Genomic DNA, 21,245 nt, shown 5'->3' with positions numbered 1-21,245 from the left:
CATGTCGAATGTACCTAAAAGTCCCGCGCCGACGCGGGCCAACGCGCCGTCGGCCGAGCACCCGGAGGGGGCGGCCGATGCGCGCCGGCAGCCGGGTCAGCCGCGCCAGCAGCAGCAACATCAACAGCAGGCGGGCAAGCAGCCGCGCGGGCCGCGCGGCGACGAGCGGCGCCGCAACGACGGCCAGCAGGGCCAGCCGGCCGCGAAGGGCGCGCCGCAGGCCGCGGGCGAGCGCGCGCCGCGTCGCGAGCGTGCGCCGCGCGCAGCCGTCCCCCCGAACCCCGTTCCGCCGATCACGTACCCGGAAAGCCTGCCCGTGTCGGGCAAGCGCGACGAGATCGCACGCGCGATCGCCGCTCACCAGGTCGTGATCGTCTGCGGCGAAACGGGGTCGGGCAAGACGACCCAGCTGCCGAAGATCTGCCTCGATCTCGGCCGCGGCCTCGGCGCCGGCGGCACGGGCCTGATCGGCCATACGCAGCCGCGGCGTCTCGCCGCGTCGTCGACCGGCCGGCGCATCGCCGAGGAACTCGGCACGCCGTTCGGCGAAGTGGTCGGCTACAAGGTGCGCTTCACCGACAATCTCGCGCCGGGCGCGTCCGTCAAGCTGATGACGGACGGTATCCTGCTCGCCGAGACGCAGACCGATCCGCTGCTGAAGGCGTACGACACGCTGATCATCGACGAGGCGCACGAGCGCAGCCTGAACATCGACTTCCTGCTCGGCTACCTGAAGGAGATCCTGCCGAGGCGGCCGGACCTGAAGCTGATCGTCACGTCCGCGACGATCGACGCCGACCGCTTCGCGCGCCATTTCGGCACCGACGAACGTCCGGCACCCGTGATCGAGGTGAGCGGGCGGCTGTATCCGGTCGAGATGCGCTACCGTCCGGTGGCCGAGGACCGTCCGGCCGTGAAGAACGCGGAAGGCACGGGCGGCCGCGACCGCGTGAAGACCGCGCGCGAGGCCGAACGCGACCTGATGGATGCGATCGTCGACGCGGTCGACGAACTGTGCCGCGAAGGCCCCGGCGACGTGCTGGTGTTCCTGCCCGGCGAGCGCGAGATCCGCGAGGCGGCCGAGGCGCTGCGCAAGCACCATCCGCCGCACACCGAGATCCTGCCGCTGTTCGCGCGGCTGTCGGCGGCCGACCAGGACAAGGTGTTCAAGGCGTCGAACGCGCGCCGCATCGTGCTTGCGACCAACGTGGCCGAAACGTCGCTGACGGTGCCGGGCATCCGCTACGTCGTCGACACCGGCCTCGCACGCGTGAAGCGCTATTCGTACCGGAACAAGGTCGAGCAGTTGCAGGTCGAGTCGATCTCGCAGGCCGCCGCGAACCAGCGTGCGGGCCGTTGCGGCCGCGTGGCCGACGGCGTGTGCATCCGCTTGTACGAGGAAAGCGACTACCAGGCGCGTGCGCGCTTCACCGATCCGGAAATCCTGCGCTCGTCGCTCGCGTCGGTGATCCTGCGGATGAAGTCGCTGCACCTGACCGCGATCGAATCGTTCCCGTTCCTCGAGCCGCCGCCCGGCCGCGCGATCGCGGACGGCTACCAACTGCTCAACGAGCTCGGCGCCGTCGACGACGACAACGCGCTGACGCCGCTCGGCCGCGAACTCGCGCGGCTGCCGCTCGACCCGCGCGTCGGCCGGATGATTCTCGCCGCGCGCGACCAGCAGTCGCTGCGCGAGGTGCTGATCATCGCGAGCGCGCTGTCCGTGCAGGACCCGCGCGACCGGCCGATCGAAGCGCAGGAGCAGGCCGACCAGGCGCACCGCCGGTTCGCCGACGAACGCTCCGAATTCCTGCAGTGGCTGAAGATCTGGGCGTGGTTCGAAGAGGCCGTCGCGCACAAGAAGTCGAATCGCCAGCTGATCGACGCGTGCCGGCAGAACTTCCTGTCGCACCTGCGGCTGCGCGAATGGCGCGACGTTCATTCGCAGCTGCTGACGGTCGTGCGCGAGCACGGCTGGCGGCTCAACGACGCCGAAGCGACCTACGAGCAGGTGCATCTGGCCCTGTTGACCGGTTTGCTCGGCAACATCGGCATGAAAGCGGACGACGATCCGCACTACCTCGGTGCGCGCGGGATCAAGTTCTACCTGTGGCCGGGCTCCGCGCTCGCGAAGAAGGCCGGCCGCTGGGTGATGGCGGCCGAGCTCGTCGAGACGAGCCGGCTGTACGCGCGCTGCCTCGCGAAGATCGAGCCGGAGTGGATCGAGAAGATCGGCGCGCATCTGCTGAAGAAATCGCTGTCGGAGCCGCACTGGGAGAAGCGCCCCGCGCAGGTCAGCGCGTTCGAGCGCGCGACGCTGTACGGGCTGCCGATCTACCACCGGCGGCGTGTCGCGTTCGGCAAGCAGGATCCGGCGCGCGCGCGCGAGCTGTTCATCCGCGGCGCGCTGGTCGACGGCGAGTTCGACACGAAGCTGCCGTTCTTCGCGCACAACCGCAAGCTGCTCGCCGACATCGAGCAGCTCGAGCACAAGTCGCGCCGACAGGACGTGCTGGTCGACGACGAACTGATCTACGCGTACTACGACCACGCGATTCCGGCGGGCATCCACACCGGCGCCGCGTTCGAGCGCTGGTATCGCGACGAGGTGAAGAAGGGCGGCCAGTCCGACGACCACGCGCGGCTGCTGTACCTGTCGCGCGACGACCTGATGCGCCACGAGGCGGCCGGCGTGACGACCGAGCTGTTCCCGAAGCGCGCGACGATGGCCGGCGTCGAGATGGCGCTGACCTACCATTTCGAGCCAGGCACGCCGCGCGACGGCGTGACGCTCGCGGTGCCGCTGTACGCGCTGAACCAGGTCGACGCGCGCCGCTGCGAGTGGCTCGTGCCGGGGATGCTGAAGGAGAAGGTGCAGCTGCTGCTGAAGTCGCTGCCGCAGAAGCTGCGCCGGCACTGTGTGCCGCTGCCCGAGTACGCGGCCGGCTTCGTCGAGCGCACGGGCCGCGAGCGCTTCGGCGCGGGCGGCCTCGTCGAGGCGCTGATCGCCGACGTGCGCGGTGAGACGCAGGTCGCGATGAAGACGGCCGACTTCAAGCTCGAGACGCTGCCCGCGCACCTGTTCATGAACTTCAAGGTGATTGACGAGCATGGCCGCCAGCTCGCGATGGGGCGCAATCTCGCGCAGCTGCGCCAGGAGCTCGGCGCGCAGGCGCAGCAGCAGTTCCAGAAGATCGCGGCGGCGTCGACGATCGCGCCCGGGAGCGGCGAAGCGGCGTCGGGCGATGCGCCGGCGCCCGCTGCGGTGGCGGGCGCCGCAGCGAAGGGCGGCAAGCCGGGCAAGGGCGCTGCACCGCACACGGCCGCCGCGCCGGAAGCCGGTGCGACGGCCCTGTACGAGAACCTGACGACGTGGAACTTCGGCAAGCTCCCCGAGCTGCTGGAGATCCGCCGGCGCGGCCAGACGCTGTACGGCTACCCGGCGCTCGTCGATCGCGGCACACATTGCGACGTCGAGGTGTTCGACTCGCCGGAGGAGGCCGCGCGGATCCACCGGGCCGGCTTGCGGCGGCTGTTCGCGCTGCAGCTGAAGGAGCCGATCAAGTTCCTGGAGAAGAACCTGCCGGGGCTGCGCGAGATGGCGATGCAGTACATGTCGCTCGGCACGCAGGACGAGCTGCGCGACCAGCTGATCGACACGGCGCTCGACCGCGCGTGCCTGCAGGATCCGCTGCCCGACGACGACGCGAGCTTCCATGCGCGCCGCGACGAGGGCCGCAGCCGGCTGAATCTGCTCGCGCAGGAGATTGCGCGGCTCGTCGGGCAGATCCTCGCCGAATACGCGGGACTCGCGAAGAAGCTCGCGCAGGCGAAGCCGTTCGCGCAGGCCCATGCGGATCTGCAGCAGCAGCTCGGCGCGCTGGTCGGCAAGCGCTTCGTGATCGATACGCCTTACGCGCAGCTTGCACATTTCCCGCGCTACCTGAAGGGCATCGCGCTGCGGATCGACAAGCTGAAGGCCGACCCGGCGCGCGACGCGAAGCAGTCCACCGAGCTGCTGCCGCTGGTCCAGCAGTACCAGCGCGCGGTATCGCAGCGCGGCGGCGTCGCGGATCCGCGCCTCGCGGAATTCCGCTGGCTGCTCGAGGAACTGCGGATTTCGCTGTTCGCGCAGGAACTGCGCACGCCGATGCCTGTCTCTGTCAAGCGTCTGCACAAGGTCTGGGAGTCGATGCAGCGCTAGCGCGGCGGCGGGTTTCGCGGCCCGCGCCGGCGGCTGGCCTTGGCCGGGCCGGCCGCACGGCCGCCGCGGCGTGCGGCGAAGTGGCGCAACGCCGGCCCGGGTCAACCGGAGGGGCCCGCCGAACGTTCTACAATGACTGCTGTTCCACGACGTGAGTCTTCATGCGCACTTTCCTTTCCTTCGGCCGCACGCTTGCGCTGGCCGCCGCCGTGCTGGCGCCCGCCGCACACGCGAATAACGTGATCGTCCTCAACTCGGCCGAAGCGACGCTTTCCCTGATCGACCAGCAGTCCCGCGAGGTCGTGTCCACGATGCCGACCGGCAAGGAACCGCACCACCTGATGGCGACGCCCGACAATTCGTCGCTCATCGTCGCCAATTCGGTCTCGAACAGCCTGATGTTCCTCGACCCGAAGACGGGCAAGGTGCAGCGCACCGTCGAAGGCATCGACGATCCGTACCAGCTCGGCTTCTCGCCCGATCGCAAGTGGTTCGCGGCGGCCGGGCTGCGGCTCGACCGCGTCGACCTCTACAGCTACGACGGCCGCGACCTGCATCTCGCGAAGCGCGTGCCGCTCGCGGTGATGCCGAGCCACCTCGCGTTCACGAAGGACAGCAAGACGCTGCTCGTGTCGCTGCAGGTGTCCGGCGAGATCGCGGCGATCGACCTGCCGACGCAGACGGTCAAGTGGAAGATGAAGGTCGGCAAGGTGCCGGCGGGCCTGTGGCTCACGCCGGACGACAAGTTCCTGCTGGTCGGGATGACCGGTGCCGATTACGTCGCGGTGGTCGACTGGCGCAACCAGAAGGTCGTCAAGCAGATCTACACGGGCAAGGGCGCGCACAACTTCCGCTCGCTCGCCGACGGCACGCACGTCGCGGTCACGAACCGGGTCGCGAACACGATCAGCATCATCGACGAGAACACGCTCACCAACGTCGGCGACATCACCGGCCTGCTGCCGGGGCCGGACGACATGGAGCTGTCCGCCGACAAGAAGACGCTGTGGGTGACGTTCCGCTTCGCGAAGAAGGTCGGTATCATCGATCTGGCATCGCGCAAGCTGGTGCAGACGATCGCCGTCGGCCGTTCGCCGCACGGGATCTACTTCTACGACCGCGCGCCGTGGAAGGCTGCGAACGGCGCGTGACGGGCGGAGGCGGACGATGCTGCACCTGATTGATGCGTTCGTGTCGGACATCCAGACCTGGCTGTACGTCGACGTCGTGCAGCCGCTCCTCTTCAAGTTCAATCTGATGGACTATGACGAGGACACCTACGACGCGCTGTACTGGGTGATCATCGGCGCGCTGCAGATGGTGCTGATGTTCGCGCTGCTGCGCCCGCTCGAGGCGCTCGCGCCGGTCGAGCGGTGGAAGAACCGCCGCGCGGTGCGGGTCGACGTGATCTACACGGCGATCTCGAAGCTCGGCATCTACACGCTGTTCTTCTTCTTCGCGCTGCAGCCGGTGTTCGACCGGTTCCAGGCGTCGCTGCGGCTGCACGGCGTGTCGAACTTCAACCTCGACTATCTGTGGCCCGGCGTGACGTCGCAGCCGATCGTCGCGTTCGCGATCTACCTCGTCGTGCTCGATTTCGCCGGCTACTGGTATCACCGCTGGCAGCACAAGTTCGGCGTCTGGTGGGAGCTGCACGCGGTGCATCACAGCCAGCGGCAGATGTCGCTGTGGTGCGACGACCGCAACCACCTGCTCGACGACGTGATCCAGTCGTGCTTCTTCGCGGCGATCGCGCTCGTGATCGGCGTGACGCCGTCGCAGTTCGTCGTGTTGACCGCGGTCACCAACTTCCTGCAGAGCATCCAGCATACGAATGCGCGGCTGTCGTACGGCCGGCTCGGCGAGCGCCTGCTCGTGAGCCCGACCTTCCACCGGCGCCACCACGCAGTCGGCTACGGCCACGAAGGCACCAAGTACGGCTGCAACTTCGGCGTGCTGTTCCCGTGGTGGGACATGATGTTCGGCACCGCGTCGTGGAACCGCACGGTCGAGCCGACCGGCATCCGCGAGCAGGTCGAAGGCGTATCCTACGGCGACGGCTTCTGGGCGCAGCACGGCCTCGCGTTCGTGCGGATCTTCCGGCGCCTCGTGCCGGCGAAGCGCGGCGCGGCGTCGGCCTGACCTCGTCATCTTCCCGTTGAACGGCTTTCCGACCCGGCCCGCTTGCGCTTTGGCGCATGCGGGCCGCGTGGTTTATCCTTTCCCCGTTTTTCTTCCTCGATACAGGTCCGCATGAACGACTTGCTGCGCTCCTTCGTCCGCGCGTTCGCCAGCGCGCTGCACCCGCGCATGCTGTGGCTCACCCTGATGCCGTTCGTGGTCTCGGCGCTGCTGTGGGGCGTCGTGCTGTGGTTCTCGTGGCAGACGCTGATCGACGCCGCGCGCGGCGCGCTCGACGGCTTCGTGCTGACCGCCGCGCTGTACCGTGCGTTCGACGCGATCGGGATGTCGCAGTTGCATGCGGTCGTCGCGCCGTTCGTCGTCGTGTCGCTCGCGATTCCGCTGATCGTGCTGACCGTGCTGCTGCTGATCGCGACGATCTCGATGCCGGTCGTGATCAAGCACCTGTCGAACCGGCAGTTCGCCGCGCTCGAGGCGAAGCGGGGCGGCACGTTCTTCGGCAGCGTGTTCAACTCGCTCGGCGCCGCGATCGTCGGCGTCGTGCTGCTCGTCGTCACGATCCCGCTGTGGCTGATCCCGCCGTTCTTCGCGCTGCTGCCGCCGGTGATCTGGGGCTGGCTCACGTACCGCGTGATGACCTACGACGCGCTCGCGCAGCACGCGAGCCGCGACGAGCGCCGCGCGCTCGTGCGGCAGCACCGCTGGCCGCTGATCGGCATCGGCGTCGCGACCGGGCTGCTCGGCACCGTGCCGACCTTCGTGTGGGTCTCGTCGGTCTGGATGATGGTGCTGTTTCCGTTCGTGGCAGCGGCGATGATCTGGGTTTACGCTTTCATCCTCGTTTTCTCGGCGCTGTGGTTCGGGCACTATTGCCTGCGCGCGCTCGACGACCTGCGCGCGAGCTCGCGCGCCACCGCAATCGACATGGGGCAGGCATGAGCATCGGCATCGTCATCATCGGCGACGAAATCCTTTCGGGCCGCCGGCAGGACAAGCATCTGGCGAAAGTCATCGAGCTGCTCGGCGCGCGCGGCCTCGCGCTCGACTGGGCCGAATACGTCGGCGACGATCCGGCGCGCATCACCGCGACGCTCGCGCGCGCGATCGCGTCCGGCGACATCGTGTTTTCCACCGGCGGGATCGGCGCGACGCCCGACGACCACACGCGCCAGTGCGCGGCCGCCGCGCTCGGCGTGCCGCTCGAACTGCATCCGGAAGCGAAGGCGCTGATTTCGGAGCGCATCCGCGAGACGCACACCGACCCGGCCACGCCGGTCGACTTCGAGTCGCCGGAAAACCAGCACCGGTTCAACATGGGCGTGTTCCCGGTGGGCGCGACGATCATCCCGAACGGTTACAACCGGATTCCGGGCTTCTCGGTCGGCGATCTGCATTTCGTGCCGGGTTTCCCGGTGATGGCGTGGCCGATGATCGAATGGGTGCTCGACACGAAGTATCAGCATCTGCATCACGCGACGCCGCATGCGGAGCGCTCGCTGTACGTGTTCGAGCTGCCCGAATCGACGCTCACGCCGCTGATGGAGAAGATCGAGCGCGATTTTCCGGGCGTGCGCGTGTTCAGCCTGCCGAGCGTCGGCGACGCCGAGCGCGGCGGGATCTATGCGCGCCGGCATATCGATCTCGGCGTGAAGGGCGAGCCGGAGGCGGTCGCGGCCGCGTTCGTGAAGCTGCGCGAAGGCGTGCATCTGCTCGGCGGCGACGTCGTCGAACCGGACGCGCCGCGCGCCTGAGCGGCGCGCGCGTCGTTCGCGCCCGCGGGCCGCGACAGCGGCCGCGGCCGCACAAAAACCGCGGGCCGCGCAATGCGGCCCGTCATCGGGGTGTCATCGCCCGGCTCGACGATGTCGCAGTCGGGCGTGGCTGAACGGGTGCGCCGTCAGGCGCCGATCCACGGCAGTTTGCGGAAGCACCAGCCGTCGACCGTCTTGCGGTGGCCTTCGGCGTCCTTGCCGCCTTCGAAGCCTTCGAGCAGATCGAACGCCTTCGTGAAGCCGGCCTGCGCCGATGCGACGGCGGCGAGCTTCGAGCGCGCGGCGCTGCGGCACAGGAACAGGATCGGCGTGTCGGCCGGCAGCGCCGCCTTCAGATCGTTGACGAATTCGGCATTCGGCACGCCGCCCGGGTAGCGCGTCCATTCGATGTGCAGGTACTGGCCGTCGCCGACGAGCGGGCGGCCGATCCAGTCGAGCTCGGCGCGCGTGCGCACGTCGACGAGGCGCGCCGAGGGGTCGAGCTGCAGCAGTTCGAACGCCTCCACCGGCAGCAGCGCGCCGGCATAGTTGAGCGCGCCTTGGGCGCGGCGTTCTTCGGCCTTCGCGTAAAGCTGGTCGAGCGTACTCATGGCAGGAGGTCTCCGTATCGGTCAAACGAACATTTTAGCGCGGTGGCGCCGCGCGGATGTCCGCGCGTCCGGTCGCGCGTGCACCGCCCGCGTCTCACCAAAAGAGTGCAGAATGATCCGTATGCACCAAAACGGGCTGATCGCGACGGCGCATCAGGGTATTTGCACCATGACGGTGCGGTTCGCCAGCCGCCGGTGCAGCGCCTGGCCCTTCAATCGCGCAGCGAAGCCCCGCTGCGGCGCGGGCCGGCGCGATTCGCGTCGGTTTTGCGATGGTTGGCACGGAAGCTGCTATATAGAATTCGGTCGACCCGGGGCGCGCTGCGCCAAAGCCAGACTCCGGGCAGCTCGATAAACGAGGCGGTTCCCAGTCCGCCGGAATTGTTCAATCAGGAGAAGAGGTTATGAGTAAAACCGTCGCCGACGTCATGCAGCTCGTGAAGGACGAGGACGTCAAGTTTGTCGATTTCCGCTTCACGGATACGCGCGGCAAGGAACAGCACGTGTCGGTGCCGGTTTCGGCGTTTGACGAAGACAAGTTCGAGAGCGGCCATGCATTCGACGGTTCGTCGATCGCCGGCTGGAAGGGCATCGAGGCGTCGGACATGCTGCTCATGCCGGATCCGAACGCTGCGTTCATCGACCCGTTCTACGAAGAGTCGACGCTGGTGCTGACCTGCGACGTGGTCGAGCCGGCCGACGGCAAGGGCTACGAGCGCGACCCGCGTTCGCTCGCGAAGCGCGCGGAAGCGTACCTGAAGAGCACGGGCATCGGCGACACGGCCTACTTCGGTCCGGAACCGGAATTCTTCATTTTCGACTCGGTCCAGTGGAACACGGACATGTCGGGTTGCTTCGTGAAGATCAATTCGGAAGAAGCACCGTGGTCTTCGGCCAAGGAATTCGAAGGCGGCAACACGGGCCACCGTCCGGGCACGAAGGGCGGCTACTTCCCGGTCGCGCCGGTCGACACGTTCCAGGACATGCGTTCGGAAATGTGCCTGCTGCTCGAACAGCTCGGCATCCCGGTCGAAGTGCACCACCACGAAGTGGCGGGCCAGGGCCAGAACGAAATCGGCACGAAGTTCTCGACGCTGGTCGAGCGCGCCGACTGGACGCAATGGTCGAAGTACATCATCCATAACGTCGCGCACTCGTACGGCAAGACGGCGACGTTCATGCCGAAGCCGGTCGTCGGCGACAACGGTTCGGGCATGCACGTTCACCAGTCGATCTGGAAGGACGGCCAGAACCTGTTCGCGGGCAACGGCTACGCCGGCCTGTCGGAACTGGCGCTGTTCTACATCGGCGGCATCATCAAGCACGCTCGCGCGCTGAACGCGATCACGAACCCGACGACGAACTCGTACAAGCGTCTGGTCCCGCACTTCGAAGCACCGGTCAAGCTCGCGTACTCGGCACGCAACCGTTCGGCATCGATCCGCATTCCGCACGTGTCGAACCCGAAGGGCCGCCGTATCGAAACGCGTTTCCCGGATCCGATGGCGAACCCGTACCTGCTGTTCTCGGCGCTGATGATGGCCGGCCTCGACGGGATCCAGAACAAGATCCATCCGGGCGAAGCAGCGGACAAGAACCTGTACGACCTGCCGCCGGAAGAGGATGCAAAGATCCCGACCGTCTGCGCAGGCCTCGACCAGGCACTGGAAGCGCTCGACAAGGATCGCGAGTTCCTGACGCGCGGTGGCGTGTTCACCGACGGCATGATCGACGCGTACCTCGCGCTGAAGGAGCAGGAGCTGGCGAAGTTCCGCATGACGACGCATCCGATCGAGTTCGAGATGTACTACTCGCTGTAATCGGCGATGGCGCTTCGAATCAGCGCCGTCATGCCGGTTCGTTCCCGTCGCGCGGCTTGCGGCGGGGACCGCGGAGTCTGAAAGGGGACGGCGTCCAGCCGTCCCTTTTTTGTTCCGAAAATTTCCATTTTCCGACCCGGTGAGGCGCGACACGCACGCAAGATGGCTCTGAAGAATCTGATCAAGGCGAAGACGGGGCAGCCCGAGCGACTGACGGAAGACGAGCGGCTCACGCGCTCGGGCCTGCTTGCGGGACTGGAGGCGCTGCCGACGGTTGTGATCGTGCTCGACCGCAAGACGCTGCGGGTCGCGTTCGCGAATCCGTCCGCGGAGGCGATGCTCGACATCTCGCGCCGGCAGCTCGCGCAGCGGCCGTGGGGCGAGATTTTTCCGAACGCGAACGAGCTCGCGTCGACGATCACCGCGATCGGCGAGGAGCGCTTTCACGCGACGCATCTCGACACCGTGCTCGACCGGCCCGGCCACGAGGCGCTGCACGTGCATGCGATCGTCGGCTTCCTCGAGACGGCGCCCGATTTCGTGCTCGTCGAGCTGTTCGAGAACGAGCGGCAGTCGCGCACCGATCGCGAGGAGCGCATCCACGACCTGACCGCGGTCAACAAGCAACTGATCCGCAACCTCGCGCACGAGATCAAGAACCCGCTCGGCGGCATTCGCGGCGCAGCCCAGCTGCTCGAATTCGAACTGAGCGAACGCGAGCGCGGCGAGTTGCGCGAATACACGCAGGTGATCATCAAGGAGTCCGACCGCCTGCAGACGCTCGTCGACCGCCTGCTGGAGCCGCACCGGCATCCGCACATCGTCGGCGACGTGAACATTCATGAAGTATGCGAACGCGTGCGCGCGGTGATGCTCGCGGAATTTCCGCGCGGGCTCACGATCGAGCGCGACTACGACGTCAGCGTGCCGGACCTGCGCGGTGACAAGGAGCAACTGATCCAGGCGCTGCTGAACATCGTGCGCAACGCCGCGCAGGCGCTGCGCGAGCGCATCGCGCAGGGCGACGCGAAGATCGAGCTGCGCACGCGTGTCGCGCGCAAGGTCACGATCGCGAAGCGCCTGTACAAGCTGGCACTGGACTTGCACGTGGTCGACAACGGTCCCGGCATTCCGGAGGAGATCCGCGACCGGATCTTCTATCCGCTCGTGTCCGGGCGCGACGACGGCAGCGGGCTCGGCCTCACGCTCGCGCAGACGTTCGTGCAGCAGCACGACGGGATGATCGAGGTCGAGAGCCGGCCCGGCCGTACCGAATTTCAGATCCTGCTGCCGCTCGACCATTGAGCGGCAGCATGGCGATTCACCGGATTCACCAATCTCTGACCGACCTATGAAGCCGATCTGGATAGTAGACGACGATCAATCGATCCGCTGGGTGCTCGAAAAGGCGCTCGCCCGGGACAGCTTCGCGACGAAGAGCTTCGCGAACGTGCGCGACGCGCTGGCCGCGCTCGACCACGAGACGCCGCAGGTGCTCGTATCCGACATCCGGATGCCGGGCGGCTCCGGCCTCGAGTTGCTGCAGGCGATGCACGAGCGGCTGCCTGGCCTGCCCGTCATCATCATGACGGCGTTCTCCGATCTCGACAGCGCCGTCGCGGCGTTCCAGGGCGGCGCGTTCGAATATCTGGCGAAGCCGTTCGACGTCGACAAGGCGGTCGAGCTGATCCGCCGCGCGGTCGAGGAAAGCCTGCGCGGCGGTGCGCCGCAGGACGAGCGCGTGGCCGAAGCGCCCGAGATGCTCGGCCAGGCGCCCGCGATGCAGGACATGTTCCGCGCGATCGGCCGGCTGTCGCATTCGGCCGCGACCGTGCTGATCACCGGCGAATCGGGCACCGGCAAGGAGCTCGTCGCGCGTGCGCTGCATCGTCACAGCCCGCGGGCGAACGGCCCGTTCATCGCGCTGAACACGGCGGCGATCCCGAAGGATCTGCTCGAATCCGAACTGTTCGGCCACGAGCGCGGCGCGTTCACCGGCGCGCAGACGACGCGCCAGGGCCGCTTCGAGCAGGCCGAGAACGGCACGCTGTTCCTCGATGAAATCGGCGACATGCCGTTCGATCTGCAGACGCGCCTGTTGCGCGTGCTGTCGGACGGGCAGTTCTATCGGGTCGGCGGCCACAATCCGCTGCGCGCGAACGTGCGCGTGATCGCCGCGACGCACCAGAATCTCGAAGCGCGCGTGCGGCAGGGGCTGTTCCGCGAGGACCTTTATCACCGCCTCAACGTGATCCGGCTGCGACTGCCGCCGCTGCGCGAACGCAGCGAGGACATCGCGCTGCTCACGCGCCACTTCCTGCAGAAGAGCGCGCGCGATCTCGGCGTCGAGCCGAAGCGCGTGTCCGACGAGGCGCTCGCGTACCTGACGTCGCTGCCGTTTCCCGGCAACGTGCGGCAACTCGAGAACCTCGCGAACTGGCTGACCGTGATGGCGCCCGCGCAGACGGTCGAGATCAAGGACCTGCCGCCCGATCTGGTGCCGGCAGGCGCGCCGGCGACGGTGACGGCCGATGGCGCGGATGCGAACGGCGCGGCGGGCGACGCGGTGCGCATGCAGCCGGCGGCCGGTACGGTGCCGCTGACGGCGGCGCCCGCTGGCGCTGCGCCGAACGGCGCGCCGGCAGGCTATCCGATGTGGGAAAACGGGTTGCGCACGGAGGTCGCGCGGCTGCTGCGCGAGAATTCGGCCGACGTGATGGACGAGCTCGCGCGCCGCTTCGAGGCGGCCGTGATCCGCGAGGCGCTCGACTTCACGCGCGGCCGCAAGGTCGAGGCGGCCGAGCGGCTCGGCATCGGCCGCAACACGATCACGCGCAAGATCCAGGAACTGCACCTGGAGCCGTAACCGGCCGCCGCGGCATGCGCGTGCATCGCGCATGCCGCGATCGGACATAATCGCGGTTTGCCGTCACGTGCACTTCCGTCATGTCCGATTCCTTCCGCTGGCCCGCCGGGGCCGATCCGTTCCGTTTTCTCGAAGCGCTCGACAGCACGCGCGCCCGCGCGTGGGTCGACGAGCAGAACGCGCGTACGCGTGTCGCGCTGCGCGACGACGATGCGTATCGCGCGCTCACCGCGCGGCTCGCACAGGCGTATCTGCCGCGTGAGCGCCCGGTGATTCCGACCCGCTGGCGCGACTGGGCGTACGACCTGTGGCAGGACGATCTCCATCCGAAGGGCCTGTGGCGCCGCGCGCGCTGGGACGACTGGCGCGCCGGCCGGCCCGAATGGGAAACGCTGCTCGACATCGACGCGCTCGGTGCGCAGGAGGGCGAGTCGTGGGTCTTCGAGCAGGACGCGATCCTGTATCCGGACGGCGACCGTGCGCTGCTGTCGCTGTCGCCGGGCGGCGCCGATGCGGTCGTCGTGCGCGAGTTCGATCTGGTGGCGCGCCGGTTCGTCGACGGCGGGTTCACGATCGACGAGCCGGGCCATCACACGGTCGGCTGGATCGATCGCGATACCGTCTACGTGAGCTGGGATCGCGGCGAAGCGCATGCGACCGCGGCCGGCTATCCGTATGACGCACGCCGCTGGGTGCGCGGCACGCCGCTCGCCGACGCGCCGGTCGTGTTTCGCGGCGAACCGGACGACATCAGCGCGGGCGCGTGGTTCGACCCGATCGACGGCCGCCACGTCGCGTGGCGCAGCGTCGACTTCTTCGATGCGCATGCGTACTGGCTGACCGAAGCAGGCGAGTGGGTGCGCTACGACGTGCCGACCCACGTCGAGGTCGGCTTCTGGGAAGGCTGGCTCGTGCTGGAGCCGCGGCTCGACTGGGACTGCGCCGGCGTGGATCACGCGGGCGGTTCGCTGCTCGCGATCCGCGAGCAGGCGTTCCTGGCCGGGTCGCGCGTATTCACGACGCTGTTCGAACCGCGGCCGTCGACGTCCGCATGCACGTGGACGCACACGCGCACGATGCTGATCGCGAGCTGGCTCGACGACGTGCACAACCGCACGATGCTGTGGCAGCCGCGCCAGGACGCCGGCGGCGCATGGACGTGGGACGCGCGGCCGTTCGAGTGGCCGGGCGACGCGCAGATCGACGTCGAACCGGTCGAGTCGACGCTGAACGACGACGTGTACGTGGACGTCGATACCTATCTCGATCCGCCCGAATGCTGGCTCGCCGATCTCGGCGATCGCGCGGCCGATGCGCCGTCGCGCCGCGTATTGCTCGACCGGCCGCCGGTGCGGTTCGCGACGGACGGCCTCGTCGTGCGGCGCGCGAATGCGCGCTCGCGCGACGGCACGGTCGTGCCGTACACGCTGATCGGGCCGCGCGATGCGCTCGATGGCCTGGATCGACCCGGCGGCACGCATCGCGTCGCGCGGCCGTGCCTGCTTTCCGGCTATGGCGGCTTCGCGATTCCGAACCTGCCGGGCTACAGCGATGCACTCGGCATTGCGTGGCTCGAGCGCGGCGGTGTCGCGGCGTTCGCGCACATCCGCGGCGGCGGCGAATTCGGGCCGGGCTGGCACGTCGACGCGCAGCGCGAGCATCGGCAGCGCTCGTTCGACGACTTCATCGCGGTGGCCGAGGACCTGATCCGCACCGGCGTGACGACCGCGGCGCAGCTCGGGATCGAAGGCGGCAGCAACGGCGGGCTGCTGGTCGGCGCGTGCATGGTGCAGCGCCCCGAGCTGTTCGGCGCGGTGCTGTGCCGCGTGCCGCTGCTCGACATGCGGCGCTATCCGAAGCTCCATGCGGGCGCCGCATGGCTCGACGAATACGGCGATCCCGACGATGCGCGCGAGGGCGCGGCGCTTGCCGCCTATTCGCCGTATCACCGCGTGCGCGAAGGCGTCGTGTATCCGCCGCTGCTGCTGACCACGTCGACGCGCGACGATCGCGTGCATCCTGCGCATGCGCGCAAGATGGCTGCACGCATGCATGCGCTCGGACACGATCGGGTGTGGTACTGGGAGAACACCGACGGCGGCCACGGCAGCGCCGACGATCTCGAGCGCGCCGAATCGGATGCGGCGGAGTTCGGCTTCCTGTGGGCCCATCTCGGGCCGGCTCCCGCGCGCGGATGAACGCCGGCGTGAGCGTGGCCCGGGCGCGGCGGCTTCAGCTGACGACCGCGACGACCGGCGTGTGGTCGGACGGCTGCTCCCACGTGCGCGGCACGCGGTCGACCTCGCACGACGTGCAGGTGTCGGCGAGTGCGGGCGACAGCAGCACATGGTCGATGCGCAGCCCCGCGTTGCGGCGGAACGCGAACATCCGGTAGTCCCACCACGTGAAGGTCTTCTCGGGCTGCTCGAAGCGGCGGAATGCATCGACGAAGCCGAGCTCGATCAGCTTCGCGAAGTGCGCGCGCTCCTGCGGCGACACGAGGTTCTGGCCGACCCATTTCGCCGGGTCGTGCACGTCGCGGTCTTCCGGCGCGATGTTGAAGTCGCCGAGCAGCGCGAGCTTCGGGTAGCGCTGCATCTCCGCGGCGAGCCACGCCTGCAGCGCGTCGAGCCACTGCATCTTGTAGACGAACTTGTCGGAGTCGGGCGCCTGGCCGTTCGGAAAATACGCGGACACGATGCGCACGCCTTCGACCGTCACGGCGACCACGCGCTGCTGCGGATCGTCGAAGCCGGGGATGTTGCGCACGACGTCCGATTCGTCGACGGTGAGCGTGTCGCGCGCGAGGATCGCGACGCCGTTGTAGGTCTTCTGACCCGTGAACCAGCTGCGGTAGCCGACGGCCTCGAGATCGGCGCGCGGATACTTCTCGTCCGGCAGCTTCAGCTCCTGCAGGCACAGCACGTCGGCGCCGCTTTGCGCGAGCCAGTCGAGCACGTGCTGCTTGCGGACGTTGAGCGAGTTGACGTTCCAGGTGGCGATTTTCATGAACGGGAATGCGTGCGGGGTGAATGCGAAGGCCGCCATCTTACCGCGAGCACGGGGCGCGAACGCGCGCAACACGCGATGCGACGCAGGCGCCGCGCATCGCGATCGCACGGACTTGCAAAGAAATTGTGACAAAAGTGTTGACGTGAGTGCTCCCTCACCCTATAATTTATTTCTCTGACGCGGGGTGGAGCAGTCTGGCAGCTCGTCGGGCTCATAACCCGAAGGTCGTAGGTTCAAATCCTACCCCCGCAACCAAGCACACCAGACGATGTGCAGCGCAACTGACCGATGCGCGCTTCGTCGACAAGAACCCGGCTCCGTGCCGGGTTTTTTGTTTTCAGCCCGCCGCCCATTCGACCGCCGCCTTCGCATGCAGCGCGGTCGTATCGAACACCGGCAGCGGCGAGTCGTCCTCGCCGATCAGCAGCGTGATCTCCGTGCAGCCGAGAATCACCGCCTGCGCGCCGCGTTTCGCCAGTTCGTCGATGATCGCGACGTAGGCCGCGCGCGACGCCGCGTCGATCACGCCGTGGCACAGCTCGTCGTAGATGATCCGGTGCACGTCGCCGCGCGCGGATTCGTCCGGCACCAGCACGTCGAGGCCGAACTTCTCGCGCAAGCGCTCCGCATAGAACGGCAGCTCCATCGTGTAGCGCGTGCCGAGCAGCGCGGCGCGCTCGACGCCCGCGGCGCGCAGCGCGGCGCCGGTCGGATCGGCGATGTGCAGGAACGGCAGCGGCACCGCCGCCTCGATCGCGCCGTGCACGCGGTGCATCGTGTTGGTCGTCAGCACGACGAGATCGGCGCCGGCCGCTTCGAGCTGACGCGCGGCCTCGGCCATCCGTTCGCCGAGCGCGGCCCAGTCGTGCACGCGCTGCAGCGCCTCGATCTCCGCGAAATCGACGGTGACCAGCACGCTCTTCGCGTTGTGATGGCCGCCATGCAGCGCCTTCGAATGGCGGTTGATCATCCGGTAGTACTCGGCCGACGATTCCCAGCTCATGCCGCCGATCAGTCCGATCGTCTTCATCCGTCACCTGTACGTTTCGTATGTCGTGACGGACGAGTATAGGGGCCGGCTCGGGCGCGCGGCGGTACGATCCGCGCGAAGCCGGCCGGTACGGCGCTGTCGCGTGGAGATGGCCGGAGCGGGGCGGCCGGCGGGCCCGCCGGTGTCCGGCGATGGCGGCACGCGGCAGTTGAAACGGCCACTGTGTTTTTGTACAGTATCGGCACCGTGAACCCGACCATCATTCCGCCAGCCGCTCCCGGCGCGCCGTCAACCGGTGACGTGCCGCCGCGCGTGCGCAAGATCATCCACTGCGACTGCGACTGCTTTTACGCGTCGGTGGAGATGCGCGACGACCCGTCGCTGCGCAACCGGCCGCTCGCGGTCGGCGGCCGGCCCGACCAGCGCGGCGTGATCGCCACCTGCAACTACGAGGCGCGGCGCTACGGCGTGCATTCGGCGATGTCGTCGGCGCTCGCGATGCGCAAGTGTCCGGACCTGCTGATCCTGCCGTCCGCGATGGACAAGTACCGCGCGGCGTCGCGGCAGATCATGGCGATCTATCGCGACTACACGCACGACGTCGAGCCGCTGTCGCTCGACGAGGCGTACCTCGACGTTAGCGGGTCGGAACTGTGCCAGGGCAGTGCGACGCTGATTGCGCGCGAGATCCGCCAGCGTGTGTACGACACGGTCGGCGTGACGGTGTCGGCCGGCGTCGCGCCGAACAAGTTCATCGCGAAGATCGCATCCGACTGGAACAAGCCCGACGGCCTCTTCGTCGTGCGCCCGCATGAAGTCGATGCGTTTGTCGCGGCGCTGCCGGTGCGCAAGCTGCACGGCGTCGGCAAGGTGACGGCCACGCGGCTCGACCGGCTCGGCATCCAGACCTGCGCGCAGTTGCGCGACTGGTCGCTGATCGACCTGCATCGCGAGTTCGGCGCGTTCGGCCGGCGGCTGTACCAGCTCGCGCGCGGGATCGACGAGCGACCGGTGCAGGCCGACCAGGAGCGCAAGTCGGTCAGCGTCGAGACGACCTACGTGACCGACCTGACGACGCTCGAACAATGCGCGGACGAGATTCGCCGCCTCGTCGTGCAGCTCGACGCGCGAATCGCGCGCGCCGGTGCCGCCCGCTCGATCCGCAAGCTGTACGTGAAGATCCGCTTCGCGGATTTCCAGCGCACGACGGTCGAATGCGTGGCCGATGCGACGAACGCGCAGACGGCCGTCACGCTGCTCGCGAAGGGGCTGCAGCGGCGCGCGCAGGCGGTGCGGCTGCTCGGCGTCGGCGTGCGTATCGACGAGGATACGGCCGAGCGTCACGGGCAGTTCTCGCTGTTCGACGACGAAGCCGATCACGTGGACGTGGCTCGAGACGCGGGCGGCGCGAACGGCCAAGGCAACCCGGCCGGCGCCGGCGACGCGAACGGGTGGGGCAACCCGCCCAACGCTTGCGATGCGGGCAGCGCGAACCACCCAGGCGACCCGGCCGATGCCGGCGACGCGGGCAACGCGAACGACCCAGCCAATCCGGCCGACGCCGGCGACGCTGCCAGCGTGAACGACTCGCCCAACGCCGGCGACGAATCCCCCGCGCAATGAAAAAAGCACCGCCGCAGCGGTGCCTTTCGATGCGGCCCGACGAGCCGGGCCGCGTGCGCGATGTGCTCGGTGCGCTCAGTGCGCTCAGTGCGCAGGTGAGGCCATCCCGTTGTGCCGCAGCAGCGCGTCGATTTCCGGCTCGCGGCCGCGGAACGCCTTGAACGAATCCATCGCCGGACGGCTGCCGCCGACTTCGAGGATCTCGCGGCGATAGCGCGTGCCGGTCGCCGCGTCGAGCACGCTGCCGCTGGCGGCGGCCGCTTCCTCGAACGCCGCGTACGCATCGGCCGACAGCACCTCGGCCCACTTGTAGCTGTAGTAACCGGCCGCATAGCCGCCCGCGAAGATGTGGCTGAACGTATTCGGCCAGCGCGAGAACGCGGCTTGCGGGATCACGTGGTAGCGCTCGTTGATCTCGCGCGCGAACGCGTTCACGCCGGTCGTGCCGGCCGGGTCGAAGTCGACGTGCAGCAGCATGTCGAACATCGAGAACACGATCTGCCGCAGCGTGCCGAGGCCGCTCTGGAAGTTCTTCGCGGCGATCATCTTGTCGAACAGCTCGCGCGGCAGCGACGCGCCCGTATCGACGTGCGACGACATCGACGACAGCACGTCCCATTCCCAGCAGAAGTTCTCCATGAACTGCGACGGCAGCTCGACCGCATCCCATTCGACGCCGTTGATGCCCGACACGCCGAGCTCGTCGACGCGCGTGAGCATGTGATGCAGCCCGTGGCCGAATTCATGGAACAGCGTGATGACTTCGTCGTGCGTGAAGCACGCGGGCTTGCCGCCGACCGGCGCCGAGAAGTTGCAGGTGAGGTACGCGACCGGCGTCTGCACGGTGCTGCCGCGCTTCGCACGCGCGCGCGCATCGTCCATCCACGCGCCGCCGCGCTTGCCTTCGCGGGCATACAGGTCGAGATAGAACTGCGCGACGAGCGAGCCGTCGCGGTTCTCGACGCGGAAGAAGCGCACGTCCTTGTGCCACACCGGTGCGTCGTCCGGCTTGATGCGCACGCCGAACAGCGTTTCGGTGACGGTGAACAGGCCCTTCAGCACGGCCGGTTCCGGGAAGTACTGCTTGACCTCGTTTTCCGAGAACGCATAGCGCTGCTGGCGCAGCCGTTCGGCCGCGAACGCGACGTCCCACGGCGCAAGCTCGGTCAGCCCGAGTTCCTTCGCGGCGAATGCGCGGAGTTCATCCCAGTCCTTGTCCGCATGCGGGCGCGCGCGCGTCGCGAGATCCTCGAGGAACGCGATCACCTGCTGCGGCGACTCGGCCATCTTCGGCGCGAGCGACACTTCGGCGAAGTTGCGGTAGCCGAGCATCTGCGCCTCTTCGCGGCGCAGCTTCAGCTCGTCGGCGACGATCGCCGTGTTGTCCCATTCGGCCTTGCCGCCGCCGTACTGCGGCCCGAGTTCCGATGCGCGCGTCGCATACGCGCGGTACAGCGTCTCGCGCATCGCGCGGTTTTCCGCGTACTGCAGCACCGGGAAATAGGACGGGAAGTGCAGCGTGAATTTCCAGCCTTCCTTGCCGTCCTTCTGCGCGGCCTCGCGGGCCGCTTCGATCGCATCGCCCGGCAGGCCGGCGAGTTCCGCTTCGTCCTGCGCGAAATACGCATACGCGTTGGTCGCGTCGAGCACGTGGTCGGAGAACGCCTTCGACAGCGCGGCCTGCTGCTCCTGCAGTTCCGCGAAACGCGGCTTCCGGTCTTCCGGCAGCTCGGCGCCCGACAGGCGGAAATCGCGCAGCGCGTTGTCGAGGATCTTCTTGCGCTCCGCGGACAGCGTCGCGTATTCGGCGCTCGCGGCGATCGCCTTGTACTTCTCGTACAGCGCGAGGTTCTGGCCGACGCTCGACCAGAATTCGGTCACGCGCGGCAGGTTCTCGCCGTAGGCGGCGCGCAGCTCCGGCGTATCGGCGACCGCGTTCAGATGGCCGACGACGCCCCATGCGCGCCCGAGCGGCTCCGTCGCCTGCTCGACCGTCTCGACGATCGCGGCCCAGGTCGCCGGCGTCGCAGGCGCGCTCGCGGCCTCGACGGCGCGGTTGGCGGCATCGAGCAGCGTATCGAGTGCGGGCGTCACGTGTTCCGGACGGATCTCGCCGAAGCGGGGCAGGCCGGAGAAATCGAGGAGCGGATTGGTATTGGCGCTGGCGGACATTAAGACTCCCTGTCTGTTGCCGGATGAACCGGGGTGAAAAGGGTGGGGTGCGA

Annotated in this window: 14 protein-coding genes and 1 tRNA gene; 11 read left to right on the top strand and 4 right to left on the bottom strand. The window is 68.2% G+C overall.

The genetic code is table 11. The features are described 5' to 3' along the window. Position 1: 1 nt before the first annotated feature. The 5 genes from hrpA to Q3A80_RS02110 all read left to right on the top strand — a co-directional run bounded on the left by hrpA (position 2) and on the right by Q3A80_RS02110 (position 8,097). A complete protein-coding gene (gene hrpA / locus Q3A80_RS02130; RefSeq protein WP_446327442.1) occupies positions 2–4,204 on the top strand; it encodes an ATP-dependent RNA helicase HrpA in 4,203 nt (1,400 codons plus the stop codon). Positions 4,205–4,365: 161 nt separating this feature from the next. Continuing rightward, positions 4,366–5,355: a YVTN family beta-propeller repeat protein gene (locus Q3A80_RS02125; protein ID WP_446327441.1), complete on the top strand. Its 990-nt coding sequence runs from the start codon at positions 4,366–4,368 to the stop codon at positions 5,353–5,355. A gap of 16 nt (positions 5,356–5,371) precedes the next feature. Next, on the top strand, positions 5,372–6,346 hold the full coding sequence (locus tag Q3A80_RS02120) for a sterol desaturase family protein (protein ID WP_446327440.1): 975 nt from the start codon (positions 5,372–5,374) through the stop codon (positions 6,344–6,346). A 111-nt stretch (positions 6,347–6,457) separates the two neighbouring features. After that, positions 6,458–7,285, top strand: coding sequence for an EI24 domain-containing protein (locus tag Q3A80_RS02115; RefSeq protein WP_446327439.1), 828 nt, complete (start codon positions 6,458–6,460; stop codon positions 7,283–7,285). After that, complete coding sequence (locus Q3A80_RS02110; RefSeq protein ID WP_446327438.1) at positions 7,282–8,097, top strand: competence/damage-inducible protein A; 816 nt, start codon at positions 7,282–7,284, stop codon at positions 8,095–8,097. Before Q3A80_RS02115 ends, Q3A80_RS02110 begins: the two co-directional genes overlap by 4 nt. A 146-nt stretch (positions 8,098–8,243) precedes the next feature. Here Q3A80_RS02110 and Q3A80_RS02105 read toward each other — a convergent pair whose 3' ends face one another. Then, on the bottom strand, positions 8,244–8,708 hold the full coding sequence (locus tag Q3A80_RS02105) for a rhodanese-like domain-containing protein (protein ID WP_446327437.1): 465 nt from the start codon (positions 8,706–8,708) through the stop codon (positions 8,244–8,246). A 404-nt stretch (positions 8,709–9,112) separates the two neighbouring features. On the opposite strand from Q3A80_RS02105, the gene glnA reads away from it, so the two are divergent. The 4 genes from glnA (at position 9,113) to Q3A80_RS02085 (ending at position 15,592) form a co-directional block, all read left to right on the top strand. After that, positions 9,113–10,528 (top strand): type I glutamate--ammonia ligase, encoded by a 1,416-nt coding sequence (gene glnA / locus Q3A80_RS02100; protein ID WP_446327436.1) that lies wholly within the window; start codon positions 9,113–9,115, stop codon positions 10,526–10,528. Positions 10,529–10,690: 162 nt separating this feature from the next. Then, positions 10,691–11,833, top strand: a complete 1,143-nt coding sequence (gene glnL, locus Q3A80_RS02095) for a nitrogen regulation protein NR(II) (protein WP_446327435.1) — start codon at positions 10,691–10,693, stop codon at positions 11,831–11,833. Between the two features lie 46 nt (positions 11,834–11,879). Next, on the top strand, positions 11,880–13,394 hold the full coding sequence (gene ntrC / locus Q3A80_RS02090; protein WP_446327434.1) for a nitrogen regulation protein NR(I): 1,515 nt from the start codon (positions 11,880–11,882) through the stop codon (positions 13,392–13,394). Positions 13,395–13,474: 80 nt separating this feature from the next. Further along, a complete protein-coding gene (locus Q3A80_RS02085) occupies positions 13,475–15,592 on the top strand; it encodes a prolyl oligopeptidase family serine peptidase (protein WP_446327433.1) in 2,118 nt (705 codons plus the stop codon). 34 nt (positions 15,593–15,626) lie between these two features. Here Q3A80_RS02085 and xth read toward each other — a convergent pair whose 3' ends face one another. Continuing rightward, positions 15,627–16,403, bottom strand: a complete 777-nt coding sequence (xth, locus tag Q3A80_RS02080; RefSeq protein ID WP_446327432.1) for an exodeoxyribonuclease III — start codon at positions 16,401–16,403, stop codon at positions 15,627–15,629. Positions 16,404–16,584: 181 nt separating this feature from the next. On the opposite strand from xth, the gene Q3A80_RS02075 reads away from it, so the two are divergent. Then, positions 16,585–16,661: transfer RNA gene (locus tag Q3A80_RS02075), tRNA-Met, on the top strand. An 82-nt stretch (positions 16,662–16,743) separates the two neighbouring features. Here the strand turns inward: Q3A80_RS02075 and Q3A80_RS02070 are convergent. Then, positions 16,744–17,436, bottom strand: a complete 693-nt coding sequence (locus Q3A80_RS02070) for an aspartate/glutamate racemase family protein (protein WP_446327431.1) — start codon at positions 17,434–17,436, stop codon at positions 16,744–16,746. A gap of 183 nt (positions 17,437–17,619) precedes the next feature. Between Q3A80_RS02070 and dinB the strand changes: the two genes are divergently transcribed. Next, positions 17,620–19,020, top strand: a complete 1,401-nt coding sequence (gene dinB / locus Q3A80_RS02065) for a DNA polymerase IV (RefSeq protein ID WP_446327430.1) — start codon at positions 17,620–17,622, stop codon at positions 19,018–19,020. Between the two features lie 84 nt (positions 19,021–19,104). Here dinB and Q3A80_RS02060 read toward each other — a convergent pair whose 3' ends face one another. After that, positions 19,105–21,192, bottom strand: coding sequence for a M3 family metallopeptidase (locus Q3A80_RS02060; RefSeq protein WP_446327429.1), 2,088 nt, complete (start codon positions 21,190–21,192; stop codon positions 19,105–19,107). Positions 21,193–21,245 lie beyond the last annotated feature (53 nt).

Source organism: Burkholderia sp. SR8 (assembly GCF_052851275.1).
Note: the sequence above shows the minus strand (reverse complement) of the source record. Positions and strands in the feature narration are given on the sequence as shown.

Excerpts from the sequence above, each read along its gene's own strand:
- hrpA (WP_446327442.1), top strand. The coding sequence starts at position 2 with ATGTCGAATGTACCTAAAAGTCCCGCGCCGACGCGGGCCAACGCGCCG.
- Q3A80_RS02125 (WP_446327441.1), top strand. The coding sequence starts at position 4,366 with ATGCGCACTTTCCTTTCCTTCGGCCGCACGCTTGCGCTGGCCGCCGCC.
- Q3A80_RS02120 (WP_446327440.1), top strand. The coding sequence starts at position 5,372 with ATGCTGCACCTGATTGATGCGTTCGTGTCGGACATCCAGACCTGGCTG.
- Q3A80_RS02115 (WP_446327439.1), top strand. The coding sequence starts at position 6,458 with ATGAACGACTTGCTGCGCTCCTTCGTCCGCGCGTTCGCCAGCGCGCTG.
- Q3A80_RS02110 (WP_446327438.1), top strand. The coding sequence starts at position 7,282 with ATGAGCATCGGCATCGTCATCATCGGCGACGAAATCCTTTCGGGCCGC.
- Q3A80_RS02105 (WP_446327437.1), bottom strand. The coding sequence starts at position 8,708 with ATGAGTACGCTCGACCAGCTTTACGCGAAGGCCGAAGAACGCCGCGCC.
- glnA (WP_446327436.1), top strand. The coding sequence starts at position 9,113 with ATGAGTAAAACCGTCGCCGACGTCATGCAGCTCGTGAAGGACGAGGAC.
- glnL (WP_446327435.1), top strand. The coding sequence starts at position 10,691 with ATGGCTCTGAAGAATCTGATCAAGGCGAAGACGGGGCAGCCCGAGCGA.
- ntrC (WP_446327434.1), top strand. The coding sequence starts at position 11,880 with ATGAAGCCGATCTGGATAGTAGACGACGATCAATCGATCCGCTGGGTG.
- Q3A80_RS02085 (WP_446327433.1), top strand. The coding sequence starts at position 13,475 with ATGTCCGATTCCTTCCGCTGGCCCGCCGGGGCCGATCCGTTCCGTTTT.
- xth (WP_446327432.1), bottom strand. The coding sequence starts at position 16,403 with ATGAAAATCGCCACCTGGAACGTCAACTCGCTCAACGTCCGCAAGCAG.
- Q3A80_RS02070 (WP_446327431.1), bottom strand. The coding sequence starts at position 17,436 with ATGAAGACGATCGGACTGATCGGCGGCATGAGCTGGGAATCGTCGGCC.
- Q3A80_RS02060 (WP_446327429.1), bottom strand. The coding sequence starts at position 21,192 with ATGTCCGCCAGCGCCAATACCAATCCGCTCCTCGATTTCTCCGGCCTG.